The organism is Archangium sp. (assembly GCF_036277355.1).
Lineage (GTDB): Bacteria > Myxococcota > Myxococcia > Myxococcales > Myxococcaceae > Archangium.
In genome coordinates this window covers 1-24,218 of the sequence record NZ_DASUNC010000171.1, presented here as the reverse complement: position 1 = coordinate 24,218, position 24,218 = coordinate 1, and the positions used below count along the sequence as shown (strand labels likewise).

The window sequence follows — 24,218 nt, the reverse complement described above, 5'->3', positions numbered from 1 at the left end:
CTACCGCGAGCCGGGCGGGTTTGCCAAGGAGCCCGCGTCCGGGGTGTCCTGGGTGCCGCCGTCCTCCTGGGTGCCGCCGTCCAGCAGCGCACCCCAGTCCATCTCCGGCCATTCGCCCTTCCGCGTGCCCCCGTCCGGAGAGGGAGGACGCACGGCCCGGATGCGCTCGCGGACCACGACTCTGCCGTCGAATGAGTGGAGACGGAGGGTGGCCTCGACGCACTCCGGCCCGAGACCGGTGAAGTGAGCGTCGAATGGCTTGAACTCCACCGTGGTGCCGTACCAGTAGCCAGGCTCGAGAACCATCAGGTTCTCCGCCCGCTCCAACGGTGGGAAGAACCTATCCATCTGGATGGACGGCACGGACCCACGCTCACAATCCGCGAAGAGCCCCATGCTCACATCGACGCTCGGAATGAGCCGCCTGTCCAGGTGCAAGGAGCCCCCTTCGGGACTCACCAGGATTCGCGCCGAAATCGTCAACCCATCGTATTGGATGTCTTGCACCTCCAGCATGACGCGAGAAGGAAGCGCAACACCCGCGTCACGGATGGCCCCACGTCTTGGTTCGGGTGGGGCTCGCTTCCCGAAAAAGGGGAACCCCGAACAGGCCACCAGCAGGCACAGGGAGACGAGTCCAAGTCCGACAGGGTTCATTCGCATGCGGTCCTCGCACCGTTCTCGTCGGCACATGCGCACTCAGGGATGGGCTCGCGCTCAGGATTGTTCCCGGGAACGTTATGGCCTTGTCCATGGTTCCAGCCGCACGAATGCGCCAGTTCGTGGATGACCACCTTCCTGGTGCACTCAGGCGATGTCGGATCCTCGCACCAGTGGCTCTCCTTGACCGGGTAGAACCGATAGAGCATTCCCGGCCAGGGAACCACGGTGAACGCAAGCACGGCCGTGCTGGAACGCTGACTCTCTTCCCTACATTTCTGCTGGCTCCACTCACCGCAGGTCACCGTGAGGGTGCTGCACTGCCGGCGCACGCAGCTCATGAGGAGCTCATCGTCGATTTTCACCGCCTCCTCGAGACACTCTTCGACCGAGGGCAGCTCGATGGAGTCGGGACAACTCGTCTTCATCGGTGTCCCGGCTGGGCGCACCGCCGGAGTCGCGGTCGCGCACCCGCCGCAGACAAACAACCCGAGGGTCAACGTGAAGCCAAGAACCCCTGAGGGCCCCGCCGAGGAGACCCAGCCTGACCGGATGCAACGTCTCGAGAACACCTGAGCCTCCTGGAGTGCCCGCCGCAACCTACCGCCGCGCCCCCTCCCACGCCACCAGGCCGAGCAGCTTCTCGAAGAACGCCCCCTTCTCCTCCCGGTACGCGTCCATCGGCCTGCCCTCCCACCTCGCCTTCAGCGCGTCGTACTCCGCCAACAGCTTCGCGTCCGCCCGCAGCACATCCCTCACCCGCGAGAAGAAGTCGTGGCTCCCTCCCATCGCCGTGAGCTGGATTCCCAACGGCACCTCCAACGTGTCGTCCTTGAAGCTCGAGAACCCGGGCGTGCGCTCACTCCCCTCGTTCCTCGCGTACCGCTCCGCCAACACCGCCTCCGCTTCCGCGAAGCGCTCGGGCGGCACCCGCACCTGGATGTCCAGGTCCCCCTTCGTCCGCGCTCCCGGTATCGCCGTGCTCCCCACGTGCTGGATGTCCGCGTACGGCAGCAGTGAAAACAACCGCGCGTGGTGCTCGCGAAACGCTTCTTCCGTCCGCTCGCGAACCAGTTCGTAGGAGTAAAACCGTACGTTTCCCATCAGTCCCCCTTTGTCTCACCGCGAAACCACCCGCTCAAGTAGGCTGACCCTCGTCCGAAGACGCAGGGGGGCTTCACGATGTCGGACTTCAATGAAAGGACACGCGTCGCCGTGCTCGGCGGCCTGACGTCGCGTCCGTCTCCACTCGATGCACATGATGCGTTCATCTCCGCCTATGACCGGCTGAGGGGACTGGCCCACCTCGCCCGGCAACCGGCCGTGCTCGCCGTGGCGGTGGACGCCCACGCTCGCGTCGTCGAGGCCGTCCTCGTCGAGTCCGGTCACTCGCTCGTCATCGGCCGGCACACCGGGTGCGGACTGCGGCTCATGTCTGGCGACGTGTCCCTGCGCCACCTGGTGTTGCATGCGCAATCCGACGCGCCCGGCACCGCCCCCGTCATCCGGCTGTGGGACCTCAACACCTCGCACCCCTTCCTCACCGAGGACGGGCAGCCCAACGCGGCGGTGCGCGCCCAGGGGCTGCTCTACGTCTCCGTGGGCGAGTACGCGCTCCTCTTCCTCCCCACCCGCGGCCCCTCCGAGCCGTCCTGGCCCGAGCGCGCCGAGCAGGCCTGGCGTGCGCTCCCCTCGCGCCAGTTCATCGACCGGCGAAGCCCCGTGGCCCCCCGCCGCCTCGCCCGGAGCCAGGATGCCGAGGCGCGGGGCGACCACACCAACATCGTCCGCCTGGGCCCGTTGCGGCTGCTGATCGGCGAACACGAGGGCCCCGAGGCCGCCTGGGGCGAACTGCGGCTCGAGAGCGAGAACAAGAGGGAACGGCACCGCGTCTCCCTCGAGCGCCTGGAGCAGGGCGTGCTGCTGGGCCGCTACGAGCGCTGTGGCATCCTGCTCGCGGGGCTCGGGCAGATCTCCCGCGTGCACCTGCTCCTGGTCCAGGTGGGCGCGAGCCTCCTGGCCATCGACACCGCCAGCACCAATGGCACCTGGCGCGGCTCCACGCAGATAGACACGACGCTCCTGGAGGACTCCGGCTCGCTCGAGCTGGGCGATGAGCTCCTGCTCCAATGGAGCCGGTTGCACGCGTAGCCGCGCGCTCCCGGCCGCGTGTCATTCCGGGCGCCAGTGCTCGAGGATCCGCCCCACGTGCTGGTTCTCCGTCCAGGAGAGGGAGGGGACCCACAGGGCCGTGCCGCCCCGGCTCACCTCCATCGACGCCGAGTTGCCGAAGCGCCACGTCATCTCCCGCGGCTCCCAGAGGAAGCTCTCGGGATTGGCTTCGAGGGCCTTGCGAAGGAGTGCGTCGATCCGCTCCTCGGGCAGGAACTGGAGTTGCTCGAGGACCAGGAAGTCGGAGACATCCACCTTCTCGCGCGAGCGCCGCTCCGGCCCGCGGGAAGAGGCCGAGGGCTCGGTGATGGCCTCGATGATCCTCGAGTACAGGTGGCCAGAGAAGAAGGCGGCGAACCCAGGCCGGAGCACCCCCCATCCACTCCGGGCACTGTCCATATTGGGGGTCTCGCCCGGGGTGGTGATGTACATGCGCACGAAAGCAATCAGGGGCCGTGGATCCCTCCGGACCGCGCCGCGGAACTCGCGGCGGCGATAGATGCAGAGGAGCGCGGCGAGCCTCCACGCGTCCGGCACGTAGCGCAGGGTCATGCGGTTGCGCCCACGCACCCGGACGATGCTCGTGGCCCCCACGGAGACCTGCCCCTCCTCCAACGAGGACAGTTGCAGCTGGACGGGCGCTCCCAGGCGCGGCTTCCAGAGCAGCCGCTCCGAGGTGAGCCAGTAGCGCCCGGAGCGCACGTAGAACCAGCCATAGAAGAGCAGGGCCACGAGCACGACCACCCAAGGCTCTTCCAGAGGGCTGACGAACGCCCACACCACCAGGAAGATCATCCAGTGCCAGACAGGGGGCCAGCGCGCGTTGCCTTCGAGCAGCACCGTCTCTCCCTCGCTGGGAGGAAGGGGCAGCGGCGCGAGCGCCACGGCCTCGAGCCGTCCGAGCCGCTCCGTCAGCGAGCCGTCCTTCCGGAGGGAGAGCCGCCGGGCGATGCGCCGCGACAGCTCCGTGCGCTCCTCTTCGAACTCCCGCAGCCATCGGCTCGCGGGCCCCTTGCCCTCGGGCTCCTGGCCGGCCCGGCGCTGGAGACGGGTGAGGACCTCGGGCAGGGAGGACTCCGCCTGAAGAGCGCTGTGCAGCAGGCTGGGGGCCTGTCGCAGCCGCTCCTTCCAACGCCTGGCCTGGAGGGCCTCGGACAGCTCGCGATAGCGCGCGGAGCACGCCTCGAGCACCTCCAATCCCCCCTCGAGCTGCCGGCGCAGGCTCGCCAGCTCCGAACGCTCGGCCTCGACGCCGCTCCGTGCTCCTGCCGTGTCTCTCATCCGCGAGAGCCTTCCGTGGAGCGGCCCCCGGGTCAACTCACGGGCACCCGGGGAGGGCTTCTTCTGGCGGTTCCACTGGCAGTGGACCCTACGCGAGCACCTGCTGGAACGCGCTCGCCAGCTTGGCCTTCGGCACGGCGCCGACAATCTGGCCCACCACCTTGCCCTGCTTGAAGAAGAGCAGGGTGGGCATCGAGCGGATGCCGTACTCCTGCGCCGTCACCAGGCTCTCGTCCACGTCGATGCGCGTCACCTTCACCCGGCCCTTGTACTCGGAGGCGAGCGACTCCAGCGCCGGCTTGATGGCGCGGCACGGTCCGCACCACTGCGCCGTGAAGTCCACCAGCACCGGCTCCTCCGCCTCCAACACCTCGCGGCGGAAGTCCGGGTCCCTCAGATCGATGATGTCCGTGCTCATGGCGTGTCCCTCCCGGGGCGGGTGCGTCCCGGCCTCCATGGCCATCGCCCCACCTCGCACGGAAGGACTTAATGGCGGCGGCCCGCACGGACGAGAGCCCGCCACGCAATGGATTGTTCCGCGAAGAGCCCCATCACCTCAGCGCTCCCACGGAAGCGCGGCGCGCCGCTCGGCGAGCATGTCGAGGAAGGCGCGCACCTTGGGCGGCAACTGCCGGCTGCTCGGGTAGACGGCGAAGAGGGGCTGGCCCGGCGGCGTCACCGCCTCCAGCACCGGGACGAGCACGCCCGCGCGCACGTCGTCCCCCACGAGCACCGTGGGCAGGCGCACCAGCCCCAGTCCCGCTCGCGCCGCCGCATGCCCGGCTCGCACGCTCGGCACCTGCAAGCGGCCACTCACCGGCACCGTGCGCGCGCCTCGCGGGCCCGTGAAGAACCACACCTCGTCCGTGCCCGGCTCGGCGATCAGCACGCACTCGTGGCCCTCGAGCGCCTCCGGTGACCGCGGCGTACCGCGCCGGCTGAGGTACGCCGGGCTCGCGTAGTAGCCGGTGCGCAGGTGCCCGAGCTGCTTCGCCACCATGGACGAGTCCATCAGCGGCCCCGTGCGCAGCGCCAGGTCATACTCCTCGGCGATGAGGTCCACGTGCGCCTGGGCGAGCGACAGCTGCACGCGCACCTGCGGGTGGCGCAGGAGGAACTCGGAGAGCACCGGGGTGAGCAGCTCGCCCAGCAGCGAGAACGTGGCCACCCGCAGCGTGCCCCGGGGTGTGCCGCGCGACTCGCTCACCGCCTGGTTCACCGCCCGCGCCTCCGCGACGAGCCGCGCGCAGTGGGCGTGGTACTCGCGCCCCGGCTCGGTGAGCCGCAGCCGCCGCGTGTTGCGCTCGAGCAGCCGCGTCCCCAGCCGCTCCTCCAGCGCCGCCAGCCTCCGGCTCACCGTCGACTTGCGCAGCCCCAGCCGCGCCGCCGCCGCGGTGATGCCTCCCGCGCTCACCACCTCGGCGAACACGAGCATGTCATCCAGCAACGGAGGAGTCGGGGACACGGGGCGCCAGCCTACGCCGGCCGTGCCGAGCGGGGGGGAGCAACCTTCCGCTCCATCCTCCGATGATTCCCGAGCGGCGAGAATTTCCCCCCCGCGACTGTGCGAGAAGCACCAGGACGACCCCGCCTACACCAGCCGGTCCATCGAGCGCATGGAGGAGGAGGGCACCCTGGACGTCTTCGTCGAGTCCATCGCCCACTTCGGGCTCGACATGGACGACGAGGGCGCCAGGGCGGCCATCGACGCGGCCCTCCAGGGGCGTCAGTTCACCCGGGTGGAGACGATGGGGTGCTGTGCCGCCGTCTCCCACGGTACCTCCGGCCACCAGCGCTCGCGCGTGGGCGGAGCCTCGGGCTCGATGCTCTGGCCGGGCCGGGGGACAACAACCGTGTCCCCCGCCTGAGAGGCGGCCGTGAGCACGCGCTCGATGGGCTCGGTCCAGCCGTGGAGCGCGAGCGTGAAGAGTCCCCAGTGCACCGGCAGCAGGACGCGGCCCTGGACCATCCGGTGCGCGAGCACCGCCTGCTCGGGGCCGATGTGCCAGTCCGGCCACGCGCTGTGGTACTGGCCCACTTCGATCATCGTCACGTCGAAGGGCCCCAGGCGCGCGCCAATGTCCTTCATCGCCGGGAAGAGCCCCGTGTCGCCCGAGTAGTACGCGCGGTGCTTCGGGCCCAGCAGCGCGAAGCCCGCCCACAGCGTGGCGTCCTTGTCGAGCACCGTGCGCCCCGACGCATGACGCGCGGGCGTGGCCACCACCTCCAGCTCGCGCACCCGCGTGCGCTCCCACCAGTCGAGCTCGACGATGCGCGACTCGGGCACGCCCCACGACGCCAGGTGAGCCCCCACCCCGAGCGGCACCACGAAGGTGGTGTTCCAGTCCTTCATCGCCACCAGGGTCGGGTAGTCGAGGTGGTCATAGTGGTCATGGGAGATGACCACGGCGTCGACGGGCGGCAGCTCCGTGAGCGCGATGGGAGGCTCGTACCAGCGCTTCGGACCCACCCAGCCCAGGGGCGAGGCGCGCTCGCTCCAGATGGGGTCCGTGAGGATGCGGTACCCGTCCAGCTCGATGAGCGTCGAGGAATGACCGAGCCAGGTGACACGCAGGCCCGTGGCCGGGGGCGTCTCGAAGCGGTGGCGATCGCCGGGCACCGTGGGCAGGGGCTCCGAGGGCCCCACGTACGGGCTCGCGGCGAACATGGCCTTCATCGAGCCCCACCAGTCGTTGTAGAGCGGCTGCGGGTTCTCGAAGTGGCCGTCCTGCCACTGCGCCGAGCGCTCCATCCGCGCGCGCCGCTCGCCCTGGGCCTTCTTCCCCAGCGCGGGCCATGCGTCCACGGCGATGGCGGCCAGCGCGACCACCCCCAGCCCCCCCGTCCACCGCGCCACACGTGCCAGGGTCCCGCGCTTCTCGCCGCTCTTCATCGGTGCTCTCCGGGCCCGGCCTCACCGGGCTCCGCCCACACTAACGCGCCGCCGTCTTCTCAACACCTCCCAGGGGCCCGCGCCCAACGCTTGCTCCCCGTCCCTCCCGGCCAGCCCCTCAGCGCGAGAACATCAGCGCCAGCAGCACCAGGGCGAGCAGCACGCCGCCCACCACCAGCAGCACCTTGGCCCAGGACAGCGGCGCGTCGCCCAGCACCACGTTCGCGTCCTGCCCGTGCACCACCACCCGGTACACCTTGCCCTTGTACTGGTAGGCCAGCACGTACGCCGGCAGCGCGTAGCGCTTCGTCTCCAGGCTGGAGAGCACCACCGCCACGTGCAGGTTGCGCACCCGGCTGCCCGGCACGTGCTCGCGCTCCATCTCCTCGCGCGCCAGCGACTCCACCGCCGCCAATATCTGCTTGCGCGCCCCCGAGCGCGTCACGTCGAAGCGCTCCACCTGCGCGTCCTCCGGCCCCCTCGGCGCCCGCTCCTCGCTGCCCAGCCGGTAGTGCGCCGCGAGCTTGTCGCACTCGCGCTCCGACAACCCCTTCGACGCGGACACGAGGATGTTCTGGAAGCTCATCGTCTCCTGGCCCGAGTGCGGCGCCCACGCCGAGCGCCGGCTCCCCGCGTCCGAGTCCGCCGCCCAGCTCACCCGCGCCCCCGCGGTGAAGCCCCACGCCGGCCACCACATGGGCCGCAGCGACTGCAGCGCCGCCGCCGCCGCCAGGTCCCCCGGCCGGAAGAAGCGCTTCTCCGCCAGGAAGCGTCCCAGCGCCTCGCGCGCCGCCGCGTCGTCCACCGTGAAGGGCAGGAAGGACTCCGCCTGCTCCAGTGGATCCGCCGTCGTCTCCACCTTCATCACCGAGGCGCAGAAGGCACACCGCGGCGCCTTCAGCTCCGCCGAGTACTCCAGCGAGGCCCCGCAGTTCACGCACCGCACCACCTTCGCCTGCACCTTCTGCAGCTGCATGCCCCCGGCGCTCTGCTCGTCCACCGACAGCGCGCAGATGGGGCACCGCAAATCTCCCTGCTCCAGCGCGCTCCCGCACCGCGCGCACCCCGCCACCACCGTCGCGCTCATGGCTGGCCTCCCTGGTTCATCAGGTACACGACGAGCACCAGCACCAGCACCGCCACCACCGTCAGCACCACCTTCACCCAGGAGATGGGCACCTCGCCGTGCACCTCGCCCGACTGCCCGTTCACCACCACCCGCAGCGGCGGCTTCTCCGGGTCATACCGCGCCGCCAGCACCCATACGGGCACCAGGCACACCTCCAACGACTCCTCGCTCAGCCGCGTGTCCACGCTCTGCATCCGGTGCGAGTCCCCCGGCATGAACGCGTCCAGCCGCCGCTTCATCTTCTCCTCCGCCTCCTGCCGCGCCATGGCCAGACACTCCTCGCGCGACAGCGACGGCTCCTCCGCCATCCACCCCGCCACCAGCGCCGGCTCGTAGCGCGCCAGCATGCGCAAATCGAAGGGCTCGATGCGCTCCAGCTCCACGTTGGACAGCCCGCGAGAGGCCGTCACCAGCACGTCCGGCACGTACTCGGCATGCCGCCCGCTCAGCGAGCGCCACTCCGTCTTCGTCACCGTGCGCGTCTTGGTGACCGTCTTGCCGTTCTCCGTCGTCGTGTACGTCTCCGTCTCGGTGTAGTTCTCCCCGATGGAGGCGCTGTACTCCGACTGCGCCAGCGCGCTGTAGAGGTACGCCGGCACGTAGATGCCACGCACGTCCTGCAGCGGCGCCTTCTTCAGCCCCGAGTGGCTCCACGGATGGCGCGTGCGCAGCCAGTGCTTCACGCGATCCGCCGCCAACGGCTGCGTCATCGCGAAGCCCAGCGTGAAGGTGGGCGCGGGCCTGTCCACGCTCGGCGGCCGCTCCACCACCGACGGCGCCGCGCAGTAGGGACATACCGTCGTGCGCAACTCTTCCGCTACCACGAGATCAGCCCCACATGATTGGCACCGTAAGTTCATCTCAGACTCCTCTCCGCGTGCGCGCGCGGTATCCACGAGCCTCCATTACCATCGCATTCCACTCAACTTTCCTCCCGAATTGCGGTACATCCGCCCACCCTTGCTCCGATTTCACTCCAACACCCGTCAGGACGGAATGGCTCTGTCCTTCCCAGTCTCCTTCGCGCTCCCCGGTGATGTGGTGTCACCCATCACGGTGGATGGGCGGCTGTGGCCGCTATTGGTGGTGAAGCTGGGACCGAGCGCAACGATGAGGGACCTGGAGGCGTACCTGGCCGAGCGGACGGCGTACCTGGCGCGGTGCGAGCCGCACGTGTGCATCGTGGATGCGCGCGAGGTGCACATGCCGGCGGCGTGCCTGCGTCAGCGCTACTCGGAGTGGTTGCGCGAGCACGAGGCGGAGCTGCGCCGCTGGACGCTGGGCACGGCGTACATCTGCCAGACGCCCGCGGTGCAGATGATGGTGAGTGTCATGCGGCACGTGGCGCGGATGACCATGCCTTTCGTCGTCACCGGGACGATGCCGCCCGCGGCCGCCTGGGCCGCCGAGCGCTTCCAGGAAGTGGGCCTCGCGCAGGCCGCCACGCGCATCCGCGCGCAGTACGCCGTCCCCGCGAGCTGATCCGCTCGCCCGCTCCTCACCGGGTGAGCGGGCGCGCGGCCGCTCTTCGCTGTTGCCTCCACGGACGGCGGCGGGAAGAGTGGGGGCCTGTCCCTGCCGTCCCCCGGAGCCCCCCATGGCGCACCCGTCCCCTCCCGTCATCGGCATCATCGGAGGCAGCGGCCTCTATCAAATCGATGGTCTCCAGGACGTCACCTGGCGCAAGGTGGCCTCGCCCTTCGGAGAGCCCTCGGACGAGCTGTGCTTCGGCAGGCTCGAGGGCACGCAGGTGGTGTTCCTGCCGCGGCATGGACGGGGGCACCGGCTGGCGCCCTCGGACATCAACTTCCGCGCCAACCTCGACGCGCTCAAGCGGGCGGGGGTGACGGACGTGCTGTCGGTGTCGGCGGTGGGCAGCCTGCGCGAGGACCTGCCCCCCGGCACCTTCGTGGTGGTGGACCAGTTCATCGACCGGACCTTCGCGCGGACGAAGAGCTTCTTCGGCACGGGGTGCGTGGCGCACGTGTCCATGGCGAAGCCGGTGTGCACGCGGCTGGGGGACGCGGTGATGGGGGCGCTGCAGGGGCTCGGGATTCCGGCCAGGCGCGGCGGCACGTACCTGGCCATGGAGGGGCCGCAGTTCTCCACGCTCGCCGAGAGCGAGCTGTACCGGAGCTGGGGCTGCAGCGTGATTGGCATGACGAACATGCCCGAGGCCAAGCTCGCCCGGGAGGCGGAGCTCTGCTACGCGACGGTGGCCATGGTGACGGACTTCGACTGCTGGCACCCGGGCCACGAGGCCGTCACGGTGGAGCAGGTCGTCCAGGTGCTGGTGGCCAACGCGGGCAAGGCGCGCGCGCTGGTGAAGGACGTGGTGCCGAGGCTCGCCCCGCACGCGGGCCCGTGCCGCCATGGGTGCCAGACGGCGCTGGAGAACGCCCTCATCACCGCGCCCGAGGCCATGGACCCCGCGGTGCTCCAGCGGCTCGACGCCGTGGCCGGCCGGGTGCTGAAGCGCTAGGGGCCCGTCGCCCGAGTCCCTCCTCCCCCGCCAACTGGAACAGGGCCCGTGCCCCTCCTCCCTCTCCCCCCGGGAGAGGGTCGGGGTGAGGGTATAGGATCTACTGTATTGCCCCCCCCTGGGCATCCCCTCGCGAGGAGACACCGCCGCATGAAGGTCCACGGAAAGCCGATGCGTACCGTCTGGGTCGAGGCCGACGGCTGGTCGGTGGGAATCATCGATCAGACGCACCTGCCGCACGCCCTGGTGACGCTGCGGCTCACGACGCTCGACGAGACGGCGCACGCCATCCGCTCCATGCAGGTGCGAGGGGCGCCGCTGATCGGCGCGGTGGCGGCGTACGGGGTGTGCCTGGGACTGCGCGGGGACGCCTCGGACGAGGCGCTCGAGCGGACGTGCGCGCTGCTGCGGGAGACGCGGCCCACGGCGGTGAACCTGCGCTGGGCGCTGGACGAGATGCGCCGGACGCTGCGGCCGGTGCCTCCGGGACAGCGGGTGGCGGTGGCGTACCGGCGAGCGGCGGCCATCGCGGACGAGGACGTGGCCATCAACCGGGCCATCGGCGAGCACGGGCTGGGGCTCATCGAATCGGCGTGGGAGCGCAAGGGCCGGCGGGGACGGGTGAACGTGCTGACGCACTGCAACGCGGGCTGGCTGGCGACGGTGGACTGGGGCACGGCGCTCTCACCCATCTACCAGGCGTACGACAAAGGCATTCCGGTGCACGTCTGGGTGGACGAGACGCGGCCGCGCAACCAGGGCGCGAGCCTGACGGCGTGGGAGCTGGGGCAGCACGGCGTTCCGCACACCGTCATCGTGGACAACATGGGCGGACACCTGATGCAGCACGGGCAGGTGGACCTGTGCATCGTGGGCACGGACCGCACGACGGCGCGGGGCGACGTGGCGAACAAGATTGGCACGTACCTGAAGGCGCTGGCGGCGAAGGACAACGGGGTGCCGTTCTACGTGGCGCTGCCCTCGCCGACCATCGACTGGACGCTGGAGGACGGGGTGAGGGACATCCCCATCGAGCAGCGGGATGGGCGCGAGGTGACGGACGTGAGCGGGCGGCTGCCCTCGGGCGAGGTGGTGACGGTGCGGGTGACGCCAGAGGGGAGCCCGGTGGCCAACTACGGCTTCGACGTGACGCCGGCGCGGCTGGTGACGGCACTGGTGACGGAGCGGGGCGTGTGCGCGGCCAGCACCGAGGGCCTGCTGTCGCTCTTCCCCGAGCGCCGGACGGTGAAGGAGACGGGAACGTGAGCACGGTGGGACACCTGGCGCTGCGCGAGCAGATGATCGCCACGGCGCGGCGGATGAACACGTCGGGGCTGAACCAGGGGACGAGCGGCAACCTGAGCCAGCGGGTGGAGGACGGCTTCCTGCTGACGCCCACGGGGATGGACTACGACGCGCTGGTGCCGGAAGAGCTCGTGCTGATGCGCTTCGACGGGAGCCACGAGGGGCGGCGCGCGCCGTCATCCGAGTGGCGCTTCCACCGGGACATCCTGGCGAAGCGGCCCGAGGTCGGGGCGGTGCTGCACGCGCACTCGATGTTCTGCACGACGCTGGCGTGCCTGAGGCGGGGGATACCGTCCTTCCACTACATGGTGACGGCGGCGGGAGGCGCGGACATCCGGTGCGCGCCGTACGCCACGTTCGGCACGGAGGAACTGTCACACCACGCGGTGGAGGCACTGGAGGGGCGCAAGGCATGCCTGCTGGCGAACCACGGGATGCTGGCGCTGGGGAAGGACCTGGCGGGAGCGTTCAAGCTGGCGGTGGAGGTGGAGACGCTGGCGGCCATGTACTGGCGAGCCCTGCAGGTGGGCGAGCCCGTGCTGCTCGACGCGGAGGAGATGGCGCGGGTGCAGGAGAAGTTCAAGACGTACGGGCAACAACCGGCCCTCAAGGGCTGACGAGCGGACGGCCGCGGTTCGACGAAACCGCGGCGGCGCTCAATCCGGCTTGGACTTCTGGCATGGATGACCCGCGCGAACTCCTCCGGAAGGCCTTCCCGAGCTACGGGCCGGACTGGGATGCGGCCATTGACGCAGGAGTGGACGTGTCCCTGCTCGAGGAGAATCTCCGCCTCACTCCCACCGAGCGGCTGGAGCAACTGCAGCGCATGACCGAGCTGTACGAGGCCCTGCGTCCCAAGGAAGCCGACGACGATGCAGCAGACCCTTGAGCGACCTCAGTCGTGAACGAGGATGTTCACCAACTTCCCGAATGGATCTCGCACGAAGAACCGGCGCACGCCCCAGGGCTCGTCGCACGGGCCATACTCCACGGGGACTTTCGCCTTCTTCACCCGGCGCAGCACCGCGTCCAGGTCGTCCACCTCGATCGACAGGTCCGGCACCGGAGTTCCCGAGCCCCCCTTCCGACATGAAGCTGATTTGTACCTGCATCTCCTCCTCGGAGCCGTAGGTCGCGATCCATCCCATGTCCATCAGGATGTCGAGCCCGAGGATGTCCTTGGAGAAGCGCGCGGCTTCAGCCGGTTTCGGGGTCACCACGTTGGCCACGATTCTTTTGACTCGCATGGGCGCCCGGTCGTAGCAGAGCCGCGCCGTGCCGCCCAATTCGTGCGCCGTGCCTCACGGTGCCAACCCGGGTGACGGGCACCCTCACCCAACCCATGTCCACGCGCCTCCCCGAGGGCAAGAGACGCCCTTCCTCCCTCGCACTCCCGCTCCCCGGACATGTCAGACCCATCCGTTAATGTCTTCACATCTCGACTTCTCAGGGAGGCACTTCATGAACGGACTTCCGGAGTCACCTCACGTCTCGGTGAACAAGCTGGGCCGCTACCTCACGGCGACGCCCGCGCTCCGCAAGCGGCTCATCGAGTCCCAGAAGCACCCGCCGGATCCGCAGTACCTGCGTTACCCCGAGGCCGCGTACGCCATCACCGACTTCCTGTGCCGCGGCCAGGACGAGGCCATCCTCCGTCAGCACCAGCACCGGCTGGCCACCAGCGTCTACGCGGATGACTTCGACACGCAGCGCGCCCGCCTGTGCATCGAGGCGCTCGAGCACTACCGCCGGCTGCACCCGCGGCTGGGCCTTCAGGGCGTGGTGGCCACCGAGGTGGGCGAGGAGCCGCCCGCGCTGCAGATGGCCGGCGTCACCATCCGCGTCGGGCCCCAGGTGGTGCTGCAGACGTTGGACCGCAATGGCCACAGCAAGGTGGGGGTGATGAAGCTGTATTTCTCCAAGCACCACCCGCTGGACGAGCGCTCCGGGCAGTACATCGCCACGCTGCTGCAGGCCTTCGCCGAGCAGCACCTCGGGCCGCTGGGCCCCATCGAGCCGAGGCTGGTGCGCGTGGTGGACGTGTTCGCCGGCAAGGAATACCTGCCGCCCAGGGCGCGGGTGCGCCGGCTGTGCGACGTGCAGCGCGCGTGCGAGGAGATCGCCGCCCGCTGGCCCATGCAGTGACGGGCAGCGGACGCTCGAGCCTGCCCGCCGGGCAACTTCCCCCCGGCGGCTTCCCTTGTCGTCGCGGGAAACGGTCGTTATGACTGGCTTCCTGCACGACACCGTGGAAGCCATCCTGGCAGCCACCCGGGGAGGGGCGACGGCCTTGCTCGACGCACTGTGGGAACGGAGGGCGCTGCTCGTCTCGGGCAAGGGGGGAGTGGGCAAGACGACACTCACGGCGGCCCTGGCGCGCGCGGCGGTGGCCGCGGGCCGCCGTGTGCTGCTCGCCGAGGTGGAGGTGGGCGCCGACGAGCAGGACAGCCCCTCGGCCCTGGGTGCCCTCGTCGGGGCGCCCCGCGTCTCCGGCCCCCAGGTGCACGAGGTGTCTCCGGGCCTGTCCTTCGTCCGCCTGTCCGCCGTGGAGGGCCAGCGCCTCTTCCTGCAGGACGTCTTGCCGCTGCGTGTCATGGCCGAGGCCGCCATGCGCACCCGCGCCCTGCGCCGCTTCCTCGAGGCCGCCCCCGCGCTCCGGGAGATGGGCGTCCTCTTCCAGATGCTCCACCTCATCCGCCGCATGCGCCCGGATGGCGGCCCCCAGCACCCGCTGTGCCTCCTGGACCTGCCGGCCACCGGCCATGCGCTGGCCATCGCCGCGCTGCCGGACACGCTGCTGTCCCTCATTCCCGGCGGGCCCATCGGCCGCTCGGTGCGCGAGGGGCTCAACCTGCTGAGGGACCCCCAGCTCACCGGGGCCCTGCTCGTCACCCTGCCCGAGCCCCTGCCCGTCAGTGAGACGCTGGAATTGGCCACCGCCATCCAGCGCCACCGCATTCCCATCGCCGCGGGCGTGCTCAACCGCATGCCGGACAACCCCTTCTCGCCGGACGGGCGCGCCGCGGTGGAGCGGCTGCTGGGCGAGCACGGGCCCCACCTGGGACAGCGCGCGCTGGGGCGGTTGGATCGGGCCCGCGAGGCCCAGGCCCGGCTGGCCGGCAACCTCCCGGCGCCCCTGCTCACCGTGCCCGAGCTGCCCGGCACCGGCCCGGAGCTGGTGCAGCGGCTCGCCACGCACCTGGCCCGTCCCACCGTCCACCCCGCGTCCGCGCCCCGGAGCGAGCGCGCCGGAGCCCCCTCATGAGCCTCCAGTCCCTGCTGCGGGAGAAGCGTGTCGTCGTGCTGTGTGGCGCGGGCGGCGTGGGGAAGACGACGACGGCGGCGGCGCTCGGCGTGGCGGCGGCGCGCGCGGGCCGCAAGGTGCTGGTGCTGACCATCGACCCGGCGCGGCGGCTCGCCGAGGCCATGGGCCTGGCCGAGGGCGGCGCGGAGCCCACCCCCATTGCCCCCGAGCGTCTCTTCGCGGGCCAGACGCCCGGCCCGGGCCGGCTGGACGTGTGGATGTTGGACCCGCGCGTCGTCTTCGAGCGCTTCGTGCGGCGGCTGTCGCCCTCGCCCGAGGCGGCGCGCACCATTTTGGAGAACCGCCTCTACCGCTTCCTGTCGGACCTGGTGGCGGGCATGCAGGAGTACGCGGCGGCCGAGGCGCTGGACCATTTCCTGGACGAGGGCCACTACGAGCTCATCGTCCTGGACACGCCGCCGAGCCGCCACGCCCTGGACTTCCTGGAGGCCCCGGGCCGGCTGGCGCGCTTCCTGGATGACAGAATCGTCTCCCTCTTCCTGCCGGAGGAGAAGGGACGGGGCGGGAGGCTGTGGCGCAAGACGTCGCAGCTGGTGGGCAACGTGCTGGGGAGCATCTTCGGCGAGAGCTTCACGCAGGAGATGAAGAACTTCATGGGGGCCTTCAGCGGGCTGTTCGCGGGCATCCGGCTGAGGGCGGACCGGCTGCGCTCGCGGCTGGCGTCGCCGGACGCGGCCTTCCTGCTGGTGACGTCACCGGAGGGGGCCTCGCTGCAGGAGGCGGCCTTCTTCCGGGACATGCTGAAGGAGAAGGGGCTGCCCTTCGCGGGCTTCGTGCTCAACCGGAGCTGGGCACGCGAGGACGGGCTGACGTCCCCCGAGGAGCTGCTGCGGCACGTGGAGGACGCGGGCGCGGCGCGAGACGGGGTGGAGGCGCTCATCCGCCTGGCGGACCTGGAGCGGGCGCGTGCCGAGGCCCACCGGGGCGTGCTCGCGCGGCTCGCGGAGAAGCTGCCCGCGGGCGCCGTGGCGGTGGCCGCTCCCGAGGCCGGGGGCGAGCTGGAGGACTTCGGCGGCCTGGTGCGCCTGGGCGAGGCGCTCGCCACCCCCTGAGGCAAGCCCGTCCCCGGGGACAGCGCGGGTGTCCGGAGCCGGGCACTCGGTGGGGGCGCGCATGCCCGGGGGCCGACAGCCGGGCGCGCCGTGCCCCCCGGGCCCCTTGGAGGAAGCCGGGTGCGTGCCGAGCCTCCGGCGGCACACACATCCAGGAGGTCGCAGCCCCATGGCCCAGAGGCACACCGATGATGGCCGGGACACCCCGGTCCGCAGCACGCCGCCCAACGGTACACACGCCGAGCGCGAGCGCCGCGCCGCGGAGGCTCCGCCGGGCTCGCGCGAGCGCTCCGAGTCCGATGTCACCGGCTGGAGCACCGAGCGGGACGAGCCCCCCGAGGTGAGGGAAGGCCGCTTCCACCGCGCCGCCCAGCTGCGCATGGCCCAGCCGCGCACCGAGCAGGGCGCTCCACCGCCCGAGGACGACACGCGCTTCGAGCGGCCTCCCCAGCGCCGCGGCCTCTTCCACCGGGGCCGGGGCCGTCCCGCCGAGCGTCCCGCGGGCTTCACCGCCAGCGTCCCCCACGGCCCCTACGGCCGGGATGATCGCAACGCGGAGGACGCCGTGGGCATGGGCTCGGGGCCGCTGCTGGGCGAGCAGGAGCGCTTCCACTCGCTGGACGACGAGCATCCGCCGCGCGAGTACCGGCCGTGGGACCGCTCGGGCACCGGCTACGAGCGGAGCGAGCGGGCCCCGTACGAGGAGCGGGACGAGCGCATGATGCGGACGGGGGCGCAGCACGTGCCTCGCGAGCTGCGCGGCCCGGAGTCGCGGTGGCACGCGGAGCGCGTGCGCGAGGACCGGCCGGGCGCGGAGCAGCGCGCGGGCACGGGTGAGGTGTACTCGGACCTGATGGGCATGAGCCAGACGGGGGTGCCGCGCACCGAGCCGCAGCGCCGGGGCCGGTGGAAGCGCGAGCCGTTGAACGCGCGGGAGATCATGACGCGCACCGTGAAGAGCGCGCAGCTGGACAGCAGCCTGCGCGAGGTGGCGCGCATCATGAAGGACGAGGACTGCGGGGTGGTGCCGGTGGTGGATGGGCAGGGCCGGCTGCGAGGACTCATCACGGACCGGGACCTGGTCATCCGCACGCTGGCCGAGGGACGGCCGCCGGACAACATGCACGCCCGGGACATCATGACGGATGACGTGGAGGTGGTGACGCCGGACGAGGACATCCACGGCATCATCGCGTTGATGGGGCGGCGGCAGGTGCGGCGCGTGCCGGTGGTGGAGCGGGACGATCGGCTGGTGGGGATCATCTCGATGGCGGACATCGCCACGCGGGCCGACTACGACCAGGAGCTGCAGGACGCGCTGGACCACATCTCGGCGCGGCGCTCGTTCTGGAGCCGGCTCTACTAGGGTTGGATCCTCCCCTCTCCCCCCGGGAGAGGGAAAGGGTGAGGGTGTCCGTCCCCGTGTTCCCCACGGTGGGCCGGGGCGAGGGGCAACCTGGTTGTTCCAGATACCCTCACCCCGTCCCTCTCCCGAAGGGAGAGGGGAAAGTGGCTACACGATGGCCACGGTGACGCCCGTGGAGTCGCTCGTCACGGTGAACTTCTTGAGATTGCCCGTCGCGAGCGCGGGACCCGCCGTCACCTCGCCCGTCTTGGTGAAGCGCGACTGGTGGCAATCGCAGAAGAGATCGTCTTCCGCCTCCCGGAACTCCACGGGGCACTGCCGGTGGGTGCAGATGGAGTCCACCGCCGCGTACGTCCCACCCGCGAGCGCGAAGACGAAGATGAGCGTGCCGTAGCCGCCCGGCGTGCCCTGCACCCGGCCTCCCGCCGTCTGGAGCTGGGGGAACTGCGCGAAGGGGAAGAAGATCTTCCCATCCACCACGGAGGGGAAGCCCTCCTCGCCGGCCGCGAAGTCGATGGTCAGCTCGTCCGTGTCCGAGTCGTAGCTCGAGGAGAACTGCCTCAGCGGCGAGCGGGCGGGCGGATGCGTCACCGTGCCGTCCAGCGCGAAGCGCGACAGGTGGCACGGGCAGATGGCCTCGTTCTTCTCGAAGCCCAGCGGGCACCCCGAGTGCGTGCAGAGGCTGGAGAGCACCACGTACTGGGTGCCCTGCGGGTGCGTGACGAGCACCTGCGGCTCACCGTTCACGCGCAGCGTGATGGCGCCGCCCGGACGCGACAGGTCCGGGTAGCGGCTCACGGTCAACACCACGCGCCTGTTCGCGTCCTTCTCCGCGTTCACCAAGGGCGCGGGATCGATATCCGGCGCGCACCCGGCCAGCCCCGTGGCCGCCGCGCCCGCGCCCGCGCCCACCAGTCCCTTCAGGAATCCCCGGCGATCGGTGCTCACTTCCCCTCCTGAAGCTGGAACTTCGTCTCCAGGTCGAGCGCATCGTCCACCTTCACCATCAGCAGCGAGGGGCGCTCCACCTTGAAGTCCTCCAGGCTGATCTGGAAGTTGCCCGTGGCCGTCACGTCCTTGGCCGAGGTGAACACCACCTTGAGCGGAACCTCCACGGGCTGCTTCACGCCGTGGAAGGTGAGCTGGCCCTTGAGCGCCACCGTCTGCTCCGCGGGGAACGTGGTGGGCACCTTCACGCCACTGGCCGTGCCCTTGAACTCGATGGTGGGGAACTTGGGCTCCTCGGTGGCCTCCTTCATGTGGGCATCCCGGTTGGAGTTGCCCGAGTCGAAGTCGGCCACGTTGGCGCGCACGGCCACCTGCAGGGTGCCGTCCGGCATCAACCGCGCCTTGCCCTCGGTGGGGCGCGCCGTGCCCTCCACCACGTGCAGCTTGTGCTTGAGACGGTACGTCAGCGAGCTGTCCGCGGACTTCACCGAGTACATGCGCGGCGCCGCGGCGGGAGCCGCCTCCTGCGCGAGCGCGGACGTGGACAGGAACAGCGTGGCCAGCACGGCCAGGGACGAGCGTTTCATGATGAGAGAGCCTCCGGGAGTCTCGACGCGTACGCCTGTTTGTGTATTCAGAAGACGATCATCAGGGCGCCCGCGCCAACGGCACCCAGCGTCGCATACCCCACCACCTGGTGCGCCGTGGCCAGGTCCACCTGGGACAGCTTCCCTTCCTGGCTCCCCGTCACCAGGCCGAGCACCACCTGCGTGAGCATGCCGGCGGTGGCCAGCGACACGAAGACCTTGTGCAGGGTGATGGTGTCCAGGCGCAGCTCCTTCTTGAAGGGCGTGGGCGCGAACAGGCCGAGCAGGCCCGTGCCGGCAAACAGGCTGCTGCTGCCGATCACCAGGCCCGTGTGCCAGGCGTCGAAGCGGCCCGTGTCGCCGCCGCCACGGTAGCGATCATTGAAGTGCAGCTGCCCCACCACGATGGTGGCCGCCAGCGTCGTCAGCGTGGCGAGCCCCAACCCCTGGTGGACCGTCAGCATGGTGCGGCGCGTGGCGATGGCCTTCTCCAGCGCGGGGTCCACCAGGCGCGGCGACTCGGCGGCCGGCGAGGGCTCGAGCAGATCGAAGTCCATGTCCGGCTCCTCGCTCTGCTGCACCGGAGCATCGGCCGGCCGCGTCTCGGCGGGCTTCGTCTCGGTGGGCGCGGGCGCGGCGGGCTGCTGCTCCGCGGGCTTGGACTCGGTGGACTTCCGGGACGTCTGCGTCGGCGCGGCCTTCTTCTTCCCAGCGGCGAAGGCACTCGAGGGAGGGGCGGCGACGAGCAGGACCAACAAGGCGACGGCGGTGCGGGACATCTCTTCCCCTTGGTCAGGAAAGCAACAGTCCCAGTATGCGCCAGGCCGCGCCGCGTTACATGACGAGATATTTCCCGACGGGCCCACGCCCCGCGCTTCCACCGCCGTGAAAAAAGAGCGTGGGACTCCGTCTCACCCGGGCCCGGCTCAGGCCGGAGCGGTGGCCGGCACCTCCGAGCGCTCCGCGGTCCCCTGCGACAGCTCCTGCCCCAGCACGCGCGGATCGAAGTAGGCGTAGAAACGCGAGATGCGCTCGCCATCCCACTCGATGATGGAGACGCCCTCGTAGTCCACCGCCGCCCCGTTGTGCGCGGTGCCGCTGGACTCCCACTCGAGCGCCACGCGGTCCCCGGCTTCGATCATGTTGCGGAAGGTGGACTTCACCTGGCGCAGCATGCCCTTGTACTCGCGCCAGAAGTCGCGAGCGCCATCCCGGCCATGGAAGGTGCGCCGCGAGGCCACGTTGCTCACCTGCGCGTCGTCACTGAAGAGCTCCAGCAGGGGCTCCACGTCTCCGTTCTCCTCCAGCTTCGCCAGTGCATCCACGAAACGCTGCGCTCGCTCCATCGCCATGGGGGTCCTCACGAAGGGTCCTGATGCCTCGCACGGTGCGCATGGGTGCCCGGCGGTGCCTTCCCCACCGGTTGCCCGCCCGGCCTGCGTCCGGAGGAACCGGGCATCGGCGGCGTGCCTCCCGGCCCGGGTTCGCATCAGGCTCGGCGGTGTCCATGCAACGCCTCCGGGAAGCCCCACCCGCCGCCTCCGAGCGGGAAGCCGAGCCCCTCGCGTCCCCGCCCGCGCTCGAGCCGGTGCCGGTGCGCGAGCGGCTGGAGTTGCTGCGCCTGTCCGGCGTGCCGGCCGGCGAGGTGGAGCGCTTGCTGCTGGCGCTCTCGGGCGTGCTGGCGTGGGTCACCGCCTTCTGCCTGCATCCGCGCGAGGAACCACCGGAGGCCTGAAGCAGCACCCCTGAAAAGACAATGACCGCGGCCGAGGGGGGTTGGCCGCGGTCATCGGGCCCCCTTCGGGGGAAGGGGAGCCGTGCCGAATTCTGGAATCAGTCCATCAGGTGAGCACGTCGAGCGCGCGCTGGTAGTACTTCTGGCGATCGGCGAGCCCGTTGTAGCCGCCGTTGATGCGGCGGGTGAGCTCCTTGAAGTCGCCCGAGTCCGCGTACTTGTTCAGGTTGCGGCTGTTCCAGTACCAGGCGGCGGTGCGGAAGCCCACATCCGGGTCGGAGGCGCGCTTGGGGTTGTTCTCCAGGTCGATGCCCAGGGCCTTGCCCGCGGCGCGGTAGTTGGCGCGGCCGGTGATCTGGATGGGGCCCCGGCCCTTGAAGCGCACGCCGTCGCCGGGCTGCGTGTTGCCCAGGTCCTTGCGGCCCTCGTAGGCGGCGCCGGAGGCGATCTCCTCCATGTAGCGGAACTCACCGCTCTCGTGGGCGAGCTGCGCGAGGAAGGCGGCCTGACGCTTGGGGGTGTTGATGCCGGCCTCGGCCATGGCCTTGTTGAGGTGGGGCAGGTACTGCTCGGCCTTGGCCTGCGACAGGTTGGGCATGATCTTCCGCAGCTGCGCGAGGCTCACGCCGCCCTTGGCGCCGGGCTCGTTGCCCGGGCCGGTGACGGGGCCGGGGCCGGAGGAGCCGCCGGTGCCCCCCACGTCGGCGCCGAGCTTGTCGAAGGCGGCGCGCGTCTTGGGGCCGTAGTAGCCGGTGTTGGGCACGCCGTGGGCGGCCTGGAACTCCTTGAGGGCCGCCTCGGTTTTCGGGCCGAAGATGCCCGGGCCGGTGTTCATCTCGGCCTGGGTCATGTGGCCGAGCTTCACCAGCGCCGTCTGGAGCTGCTTCACGGCCTCGCCCTTGGCGCCCTTCTCGAGGTCACCGCCGGGCAGGTCCAGGCCCTTGATGGAGGCGTTGCCGCCCGAGGGCTTGGTGGGCGCCGCGGGGGCGCTGCCACCGCCGGCCGGAGCGGTGCCCGGACGGGGGTTGCCGCCCGAGAAGGTCACCAGCTCACCGGTGCTCTTGTAGTTGCTGGGGCCGCCGACGAGCTTGCCGCCCTGGAGCTTGAGGGAGATCTCCTTGCCGGTGGCGGGGTCGTTGGCGAAGTAGGTGTTGCCCTCGCGGCGGGTGACGGCGACCCAGTGGTCGGTGCCGTTGGAGCCGCCGTTGGAGCCGGCCTTGTAGTCCACGCCGATGACGACGGGGCGGCCCGCGTCGATCTGCTTGTTGATGGTGTCCATGCTCCAGCCGGGCTTGCTGGCGCCCAGGCCGCCCATCTTGGCGGCCTGGCCCCAGATGAGGCCGTTGCCGGCGTAGCCGCCGTTCTTGTCGAGGTACGCGTCGAGCTCGCCGGGGTTGATGACCTTGCCGGTGATCTTGCTCATGGCCATGGCGGTGGAGGTCATGGCGCAGCCGGCGGCGGAGATGGAGGAGCCGGTGCCGAGGGAGCGGCCGCCCCACTGGGCATCGCCCTGCTTGAAGATGGGGGTGCCATCGGCCGAGGTGGGGAACTGACGGCCGTCGTCATCGCGAGCGGGACCGGCGCGGCCGCTGGAGGAGGCGGCGGGAGCCTGGTTGAAGGTGTCACCACCCCCCTGGGAGGGGCGGCTGGTGGAGGGCCGCTCGAAGCTGTCGGGGAGCTTGAGCTTCTGGCCCACCGAGATGGTGTTCACGTCCTTGATGTTGTTGGCCTTGGCCAGCTTGTCGACGGTGGTGTTGTACTGCTTGGCGAGGGCCGACAGGGTGTCGCCGCGGCGAACGGTGTGGACGGACACGGGGGACTCCGGAAGAGGGGAAGAAGGACAGCGATGACCTATTCTCGCGCGAAGCGAAAAAAGGTTGCTGGGGGGTCGGAAAAAAGCGGTGAACCCATACCCGGAGTGCGCAAGGGCCCGGGAAACAGGGGCGGAAACGCACGGGGGGAGCGAGTTGACGGGCTACGGGCGCGTCACGCACCGCATCCGGACCGAGCCGGGTTTCGCCGGGCGGGTGCGCAGATCGCAGACCTGGGGCTCGGGGCAGGGCGACTGCTGGCAGTTCACCCCATGGACCACGGCGCAGACCGAGACGCCCTGGTCGAAGCGGATGCACGCCTGACCGGGAGGGCAGCCCCGCGCCTCACAGGTCGGAAGACAGGAGGGGCCTTCGGGTCCGCCCACGGACGGGCAGAAGAACCCCTCGGGGCAACTCTCCGGATCGTCCGGCCGGCAGGAGCGGCCACACCACTCGTTGCAGAGCAGGCCTGGAGCGCAGGCGCTCGCGTAACGCTTCGACTGCGGCGCACAGCCCTCTCCCTCGCGCCTGTTTCCCTCCAGCGCGCACTGCTTCAGCAGCTCTCCGCCCCAGGTCTCCAGGGTCCGGCAGACGAAACCCTCCCGGCATTGGGAGTCCGTCGTGCACTCGCTGTCCGTGCAGTAGAGGCTCACGCGGTTCGTGTCGAAGAGGCAGGCGAGGGGTGGGTCACAGTCGGTGCTTCGATTGCAGGGCTTGCTCCAGGTGGGACGCTCGCGGCGCTGCTCCCAGGAGAGCATGGGCACCACGGCCTTCGCCAGTTGGGGGACGGGCTGGGGCCGTGACACGCGCCAGTGGCTGGTGACGACGGCCACGAGCGGCACTGGCAGCAGCAGGACCCCCAGGAGCGCGGCCATGGCCCGCCACTTCACCATTCCAATCGAACCTCCCCTGCCGGACGCATGTGAACAAGCCGTGCTGGCTAGGAGTACCTATATAGCAAGTCAGATGGGCATGGGTCACTTCTCACGTCATGCAGTGTCTCCTGAGAGGTGTCTGACACCTCGACTGGGACACGAGAGGGATGCCACTGCCCTTGGCCCGCCGAATGCTTCAGCGCGGCTGGTATGTCTGGACCGCACGACCTCTTCGCCCGCTACACCTTCGGCCATCCCGAGCGGGCCGCCGCTGAACTGCGCGCCGTCTTGCCCGCACACGTCGTCTCCGAAGTGGACTGGTCATCCCTGCGGCGGGAGCCCGTCAGCGTGGTGGACCCGGAGCTGCGCCAGACCGAGAGCGACCTGCTCTTCTCGGCGCGCCTGCGCTCGGGACAACCCCTGCTGCTCTACGTCCTGCTCGAACACCAGTCCTCGGTGGACGTCGCGAAGACGCAAACCAGAAAAACCTCATCCGCTTCTCGCTCCACCGCCGGGTCTTCAAGCGCGCCAGGCGCCCATCTTCTTCGTGCGTAGCCAATCGGCCAGGCAGCCTCTGCTCTCAGCGACAGGGGTCCC

Annotated in this window: 28 protein-coding genes; 12 read left to right on the top strand and 16 right to left on the bottom strand. The window is 70.5% G+C overall.

Annotation, left to right across the window (positions count from 1 at the left end; all coding sequences use genetic code 11):
- The 3 genes from VFZ09_RS42255 to VFZ09_RS42245 all read right to left on the bottom strand — a co-directional run bounded on the left by VFZ09_RS42255 (position 1) and on the right by VFZ09_RS42245 (position 1,764).
- Complete coding sequence (locus VFZ09_RS42255) at positions 1–306, bottom strand: hypothetical protein (RefSeq protein WP_329733479.1); 306 nt, start codon at positions 304–306, stop codon at positions 1–3.
- A 347-nt stretch (positions 307–653) separates the two neighbouring features.
- Complete coding sequence (locus tag VFZ09_RS42250; RefSeq protein ID WP_329733478.1) at positions 654–1,088, bottom strand: hypothetical protein; 435 nt, start codon at positions 1,086–1,088, stop codon at positions 654–656.
- A 172-nt stretch (positions 1,089–1,260) separates the two neighbouring features.
- Positions 1,261–1,764, bottom strand: coding sequence for a GrpB family protein (locus tag VFZ09_RS42245; RefSeq protein WP_329733477.1), 504 nt, complete (start codon positions 1,762–1,764; stop codon positions 1,261–1,263).
- Between the two features lie 78 nt (positions 1,765–1,842).
- On the opposite strand from VFZ09_RS42245, the gene VFZ09_RS42240 reads away from it, so the two are divergent.
- The gene (locus VFZ09_RS42240) at positions 1,843–2,811 is read left to right on the top strand and encodes an FHA domain-containing protein (protein WP_329733476.1); all 969 of its coding nucleotides are present in this window, start codon (positions 1,843–1,845) and stop codon (positions 2,809–2,811) included.
- Between the two features lie 21 nt (positions 2,812–2,832).
- Here VFZ09_RS42240 and VFZ09_RS42235 read toward each other — a convergent pair whose 3' ends face one another.
- The 6 genes from VFZ09_RS42235 to VFZ09_RS42210 all read right to left on the bottom strand — a co-directional run bounded on the left by VFZ09_RS42235 (position 2,833) and on the right by VFZ09_RS42210 (position 8,944).
- The gene (locus VFZ09_RS42235) at positions 2,833–4,113 is read right to left on the bottom strand and encodes a hypothetical protein (RefSeq protein WP_329733475.1); all 1,281 of its coding nucleotides are present in this window, start codon (positions 4,111–4,113) and stop codon (positions 2,833–2,835) included.
- An 88-nt stretch (positions 4,114–4,201) separates the two neighbouring features.
- Positions 4,202–4,531: a thioredoxin gene (gene trxA / locus VFZ09_RS42230; protein ID WP_329733474.1), complete on the bottom strand. Its 330-nt coding sequence runs from the start codon at positions 4,529–4,531 to the stop codon at positions 4,202–4,204.
- A gap of 138 nt (positions 4,532–4,669) precedes the next feature.
- Positions 4,670–5,578, bottom strand: a complete 909-nt coding sequence (locus tag VFZ09_RS42225; RefSeq protein WP_329733473.1) for a LysR family transcriptional regulator — start codon at positions 5,576–5,578, stop codon at positions 4,670–4,672.
- 261 nt (positions 5,579–5,839) lie between these two features.
- A complete protein-coding gene (locus VFZ09_RS42220; RefSeq protein ID WP_329733472.1) occupies positions 5,840–7,006 on the bottom strand; it encodes an MBL fold metallo-hydrolase in 1,167 nt (388 codons plus the stop codon).
- Between the two features lie 118 nt (positions 7,007–7,124).
- Entirely contained in the window at positions 7,125–8,093 is a 969-nt protein-coding gene (locus VFZ09_RS42215; RefSeq protein ID WP_329733471.1) for a zinc ribbon domain-containing protein, read from the bottom strand.
- Positions 8,090–8,944 carry a hypothetical protein gene (locus VFZ09_RS42210; protein WP_329733470.1) on the bottom strand — a complete coding sequence of 285 codons (855 nt, stop codon included), beginning with the start codon at positions 8,942–8,944 and terminating at the stop codon, positions 8,090–8,092. Before VFZ09_RS42210 ends, VFZ09_RS42215 begins: the two co-directional genes overlap by 4 nt.
- Positions 8,945–9,131: 187 nt before the next feature.
- Between VFZ09_RS42210 and VFZ09_RS42205 the strand changes: the two genes are divergently transcribed.
- The 5 genes from VFZ09_RS42205 (at position 9,132) to VFZ09_RS42185 (ending at position 12,811) form a co-directional block, all read left to right on the top strand.
- A complete protein-coding gene (locus tag VFZ09_RS42205) occupies positions 9,132–9,617 on the top strand; it encodes a hypothetical protein (RefSeq protein WP_329733469.1) in 486 nt (161 codons plus the stop codon).
- A 115-nt stretch (positions 9,618–9,732) separates the two neighbouring features.
- Positions 9,733–10,617 (top strand): S-methyl-5'-thioadenosine phosphorylase, encoded by an 885-nt coding sequence (locus VFZ09_RS42200; RefSeq protein ID WP_329733468.1) that lies wholly within the window; start codon positions 9,733–9,735, stop codon positions 10,615–10,617.
- A gap of 150 nt (positions 10,618–10,767) precedes the next feature.
- Positions 10,768–11,883: an S-methyl-5-thioribose-1-phosphate isomerase gene (mtnA, locus tag VFZ09_RS42195; protein ID WP_329733467.1), complete on the top strand. Its 1,116-nt coding sequence runs from the start codon at positions 10,768–10,770 to the stop codon at positions 11,881–11,883.
- Positions 11,884–11,915: 32 nt separating this feature from the next.
- The gene (locus VFZ09_RS42190; protein WP_329733545.1) at positions 11,916–12,539 is read left to right on the top strand and encodes a class II aldolase/adducin family protein; all 624 of its coding nucleotides are present in this window, start codon (positions 11,916–11,918) and stop codon (positions 12,537–12,539) included.
- 62 nt (positions 12,540–12,601) lie between these two features.
- Positions 12,602–12,811 (top strand): hypothetical protein, encoded by a 210-nt coding sequence (locus VFZ09_RS42185; protein WP_329733466.1) that lies wholly within the window; start codon positions 12,602–12,604, stop codon positions 12,809–12,811.
- Positions 12,812–12,817: 6 nt separating this feature from the next.
- Here VFZ09_RS42185 and VFZ09_RS42180 read toward each other — a convergent pair whose 3' ends face one another.
- Positions 12,818–12,985: a VOC family protein gene (locus tag VFZ09_RS42180; protein ID WP_329733465.1), complete on the bottom strand. Its 168-nt coding sequence runs from the start codon at positions 12,983–12,985 to the stop codon at positions 12,818–12,820.
- A gap of 398 nt (positions 12,986–13,383) precedes the next feature.
- Between VFZ09_RS42180 and VFZ09_RS42175 the strand changes: the two genes are divergently transcribed.
- From VFZ09_RS42175 to VFZ09_RS42160, 4 genes are all read left to right on the top strand, one after another.
- Complete coding sequence (locus tag VFZ09_RS42175) at positions 13,384–14,067, top strand: hypothetical protein (RefSeq protein WP_329733464.1); 684 nt, start codon at positions 13,384–13,386, stop codon at positions 14,065–14,067.
- A 145-nt stretch (positions 14,068–14,212) separates the two neighbouring features.
- Entirely contained in the window at positions 14,213–15,187 is a 975-nt protein-coding gene (locus VFZ09_RS42170) for an ArsA-related P-loop ATPase (protein ID WP_329733463.1), read from the top strand.
- Positions 15,184–16,299, top strand: a complete 1,116-nt coding sequence (locus VFZ09_RS42165; RefSeq protein WP_329733462.1) for an ArsA family ATPase — start codon at positions 15,184–15,186, stop codon at positions 16,297–16,299. The genes VFZ09_RS42170 and VFZ09_RS42165 overlap by 4 nt, the downstream gene beginning before the upstream one ends.
- A 169-nt stretch (positions 16,300–16,468) precedes the next feature.
- Entirely contained in the window at positions 16,469–17,665 is a 1,197-nt protein-coding gene (locus VFZ09_RS42160) for a CBS domain-containing protein (protein ID WP_329733461.1), read from the top strand.
- Positions 17,666–17,812: 147 nt separating this feature from the next.
- On the opposite strand, the gene VFZ09_RS42155 is transcribed toward VFZ09_RS42160, so the two are convergent.
- The 4 genes from VFZ09_RS42155 to VFZ09_RS42140 all read right to left on the bottom strand — a co-directional run bounded on the left by VFZ09_RS42155 (position 17,813) and on the right by VFZ09_RS42140 (position 20,552).
- Entirely contained in the window at positions 17,813–18,613 is an 801-nt protein-coding gene (locus tag VFZ09_RS42155) for a Rieske (2Fe-2S) protein (protein WP_329733460.1), read from the bottom strand.
- The gene (locus VFZ09_RS42150) at positions 18,610–19,200 is read right to left on the bottom strand and encodes a YceI family protein (RefSeq protein WP_329733459.1); all 591 of its coding nucleotides are present in this window, start codon (positions 19,198–19,200) and stop codon (positions 18,610–18,612) included. Before VFZ09_RS42150 ends, VFZ09_RS42155 begins: the two co-directional genes overlap by 4 nt.
- Positions 19,201–19,247: 47 nt before the next feature.
- Positions 19,248–19,979: a hypothetical protein gene (locus VFZ09_RS42145; RefSeq protein ID WP_329733458.1), complete on the bottom strand. Its 732-nt coding sequence runs from the start codon at positions 19,977–19,979 to the stop codon at positions 19,248–19,250.
- 147 nt (positions 19,980–20,126) lie between these two features.
- Entirely contained in the window at positions 20,127–20,552 is a 426-nt protein-coding gene (locus VFZ09_RS42140) for a nuclear transport factor 2 family protein (protein WP_329733457.1), read from the bottom strand.
- Between the two features lie 155 nt (positions 20,553–20,707).
- Between VFZ09_RS42140 and VFZ09_RS42135 the strand changes: the two genes are divergently transcribed.
- On the top strand, positions 20,708–20,935 hold the full coding sequence (locus VFZ09_RS42135) for a hypothetical protein (RefSeq protein WP_329733456.1): 228 nt from the start codon (positions 20,708–20,710) through the stop codon (positions 20,933–20,935).
- Positions 20,936–21,041: 106 nt separating this feature from the next.
- Here VFZ09_RS42135 and VFZ09_RS51815 read toward each other — a convergent pair whose 3' ends face one another.
- Both VFZ09_RS51815 and VFZ09_RS42120 read right to left on the bottom strand, forming a co-directional pair.
- Positions 21,042–22,748, bottom strand: coding sequence for a LysM peptidoglycan-binding domain-containing protein (locus tag VFZ09_RS51815; protein ID WP_414640798.1), 1,707 nt, complete (start codon positions 22,746–22,748; stop codon positions 21,042–21,044).
- A gap of 162 nt (positions 22,749–22,910) precedes the next feature.
- Positions 22,911–23,639, bottom strand: coding sequence for a hypothetical protein (locus VFZ09_RS42120; protein ID WP_329733455.1), 729 nt, complete (start codon positions 23,637–23,639; stop codon positions 22,911–22,913).
- Positions 23,640–23,831: 192 nt separating this feature from the next.
- Here VFZ09_RS42120 and VFZ09_RS42115 point away from each other — a divergent pair, with 192 nt between their 5' ends.
- On the top strand, positions 23,832–24,176 hold the full coding sequence (locus VFZ09_RS42115; protein WP_329733454.1) for an Rpn family recombination-promoting nuclease/putative transposase: 345 nt from the start codon (positions 23,832–23,834) through the stop codon (positions 24,174–24,176).
- Positions 24,177–24,218: the final 42 nt, after the last annotated feature.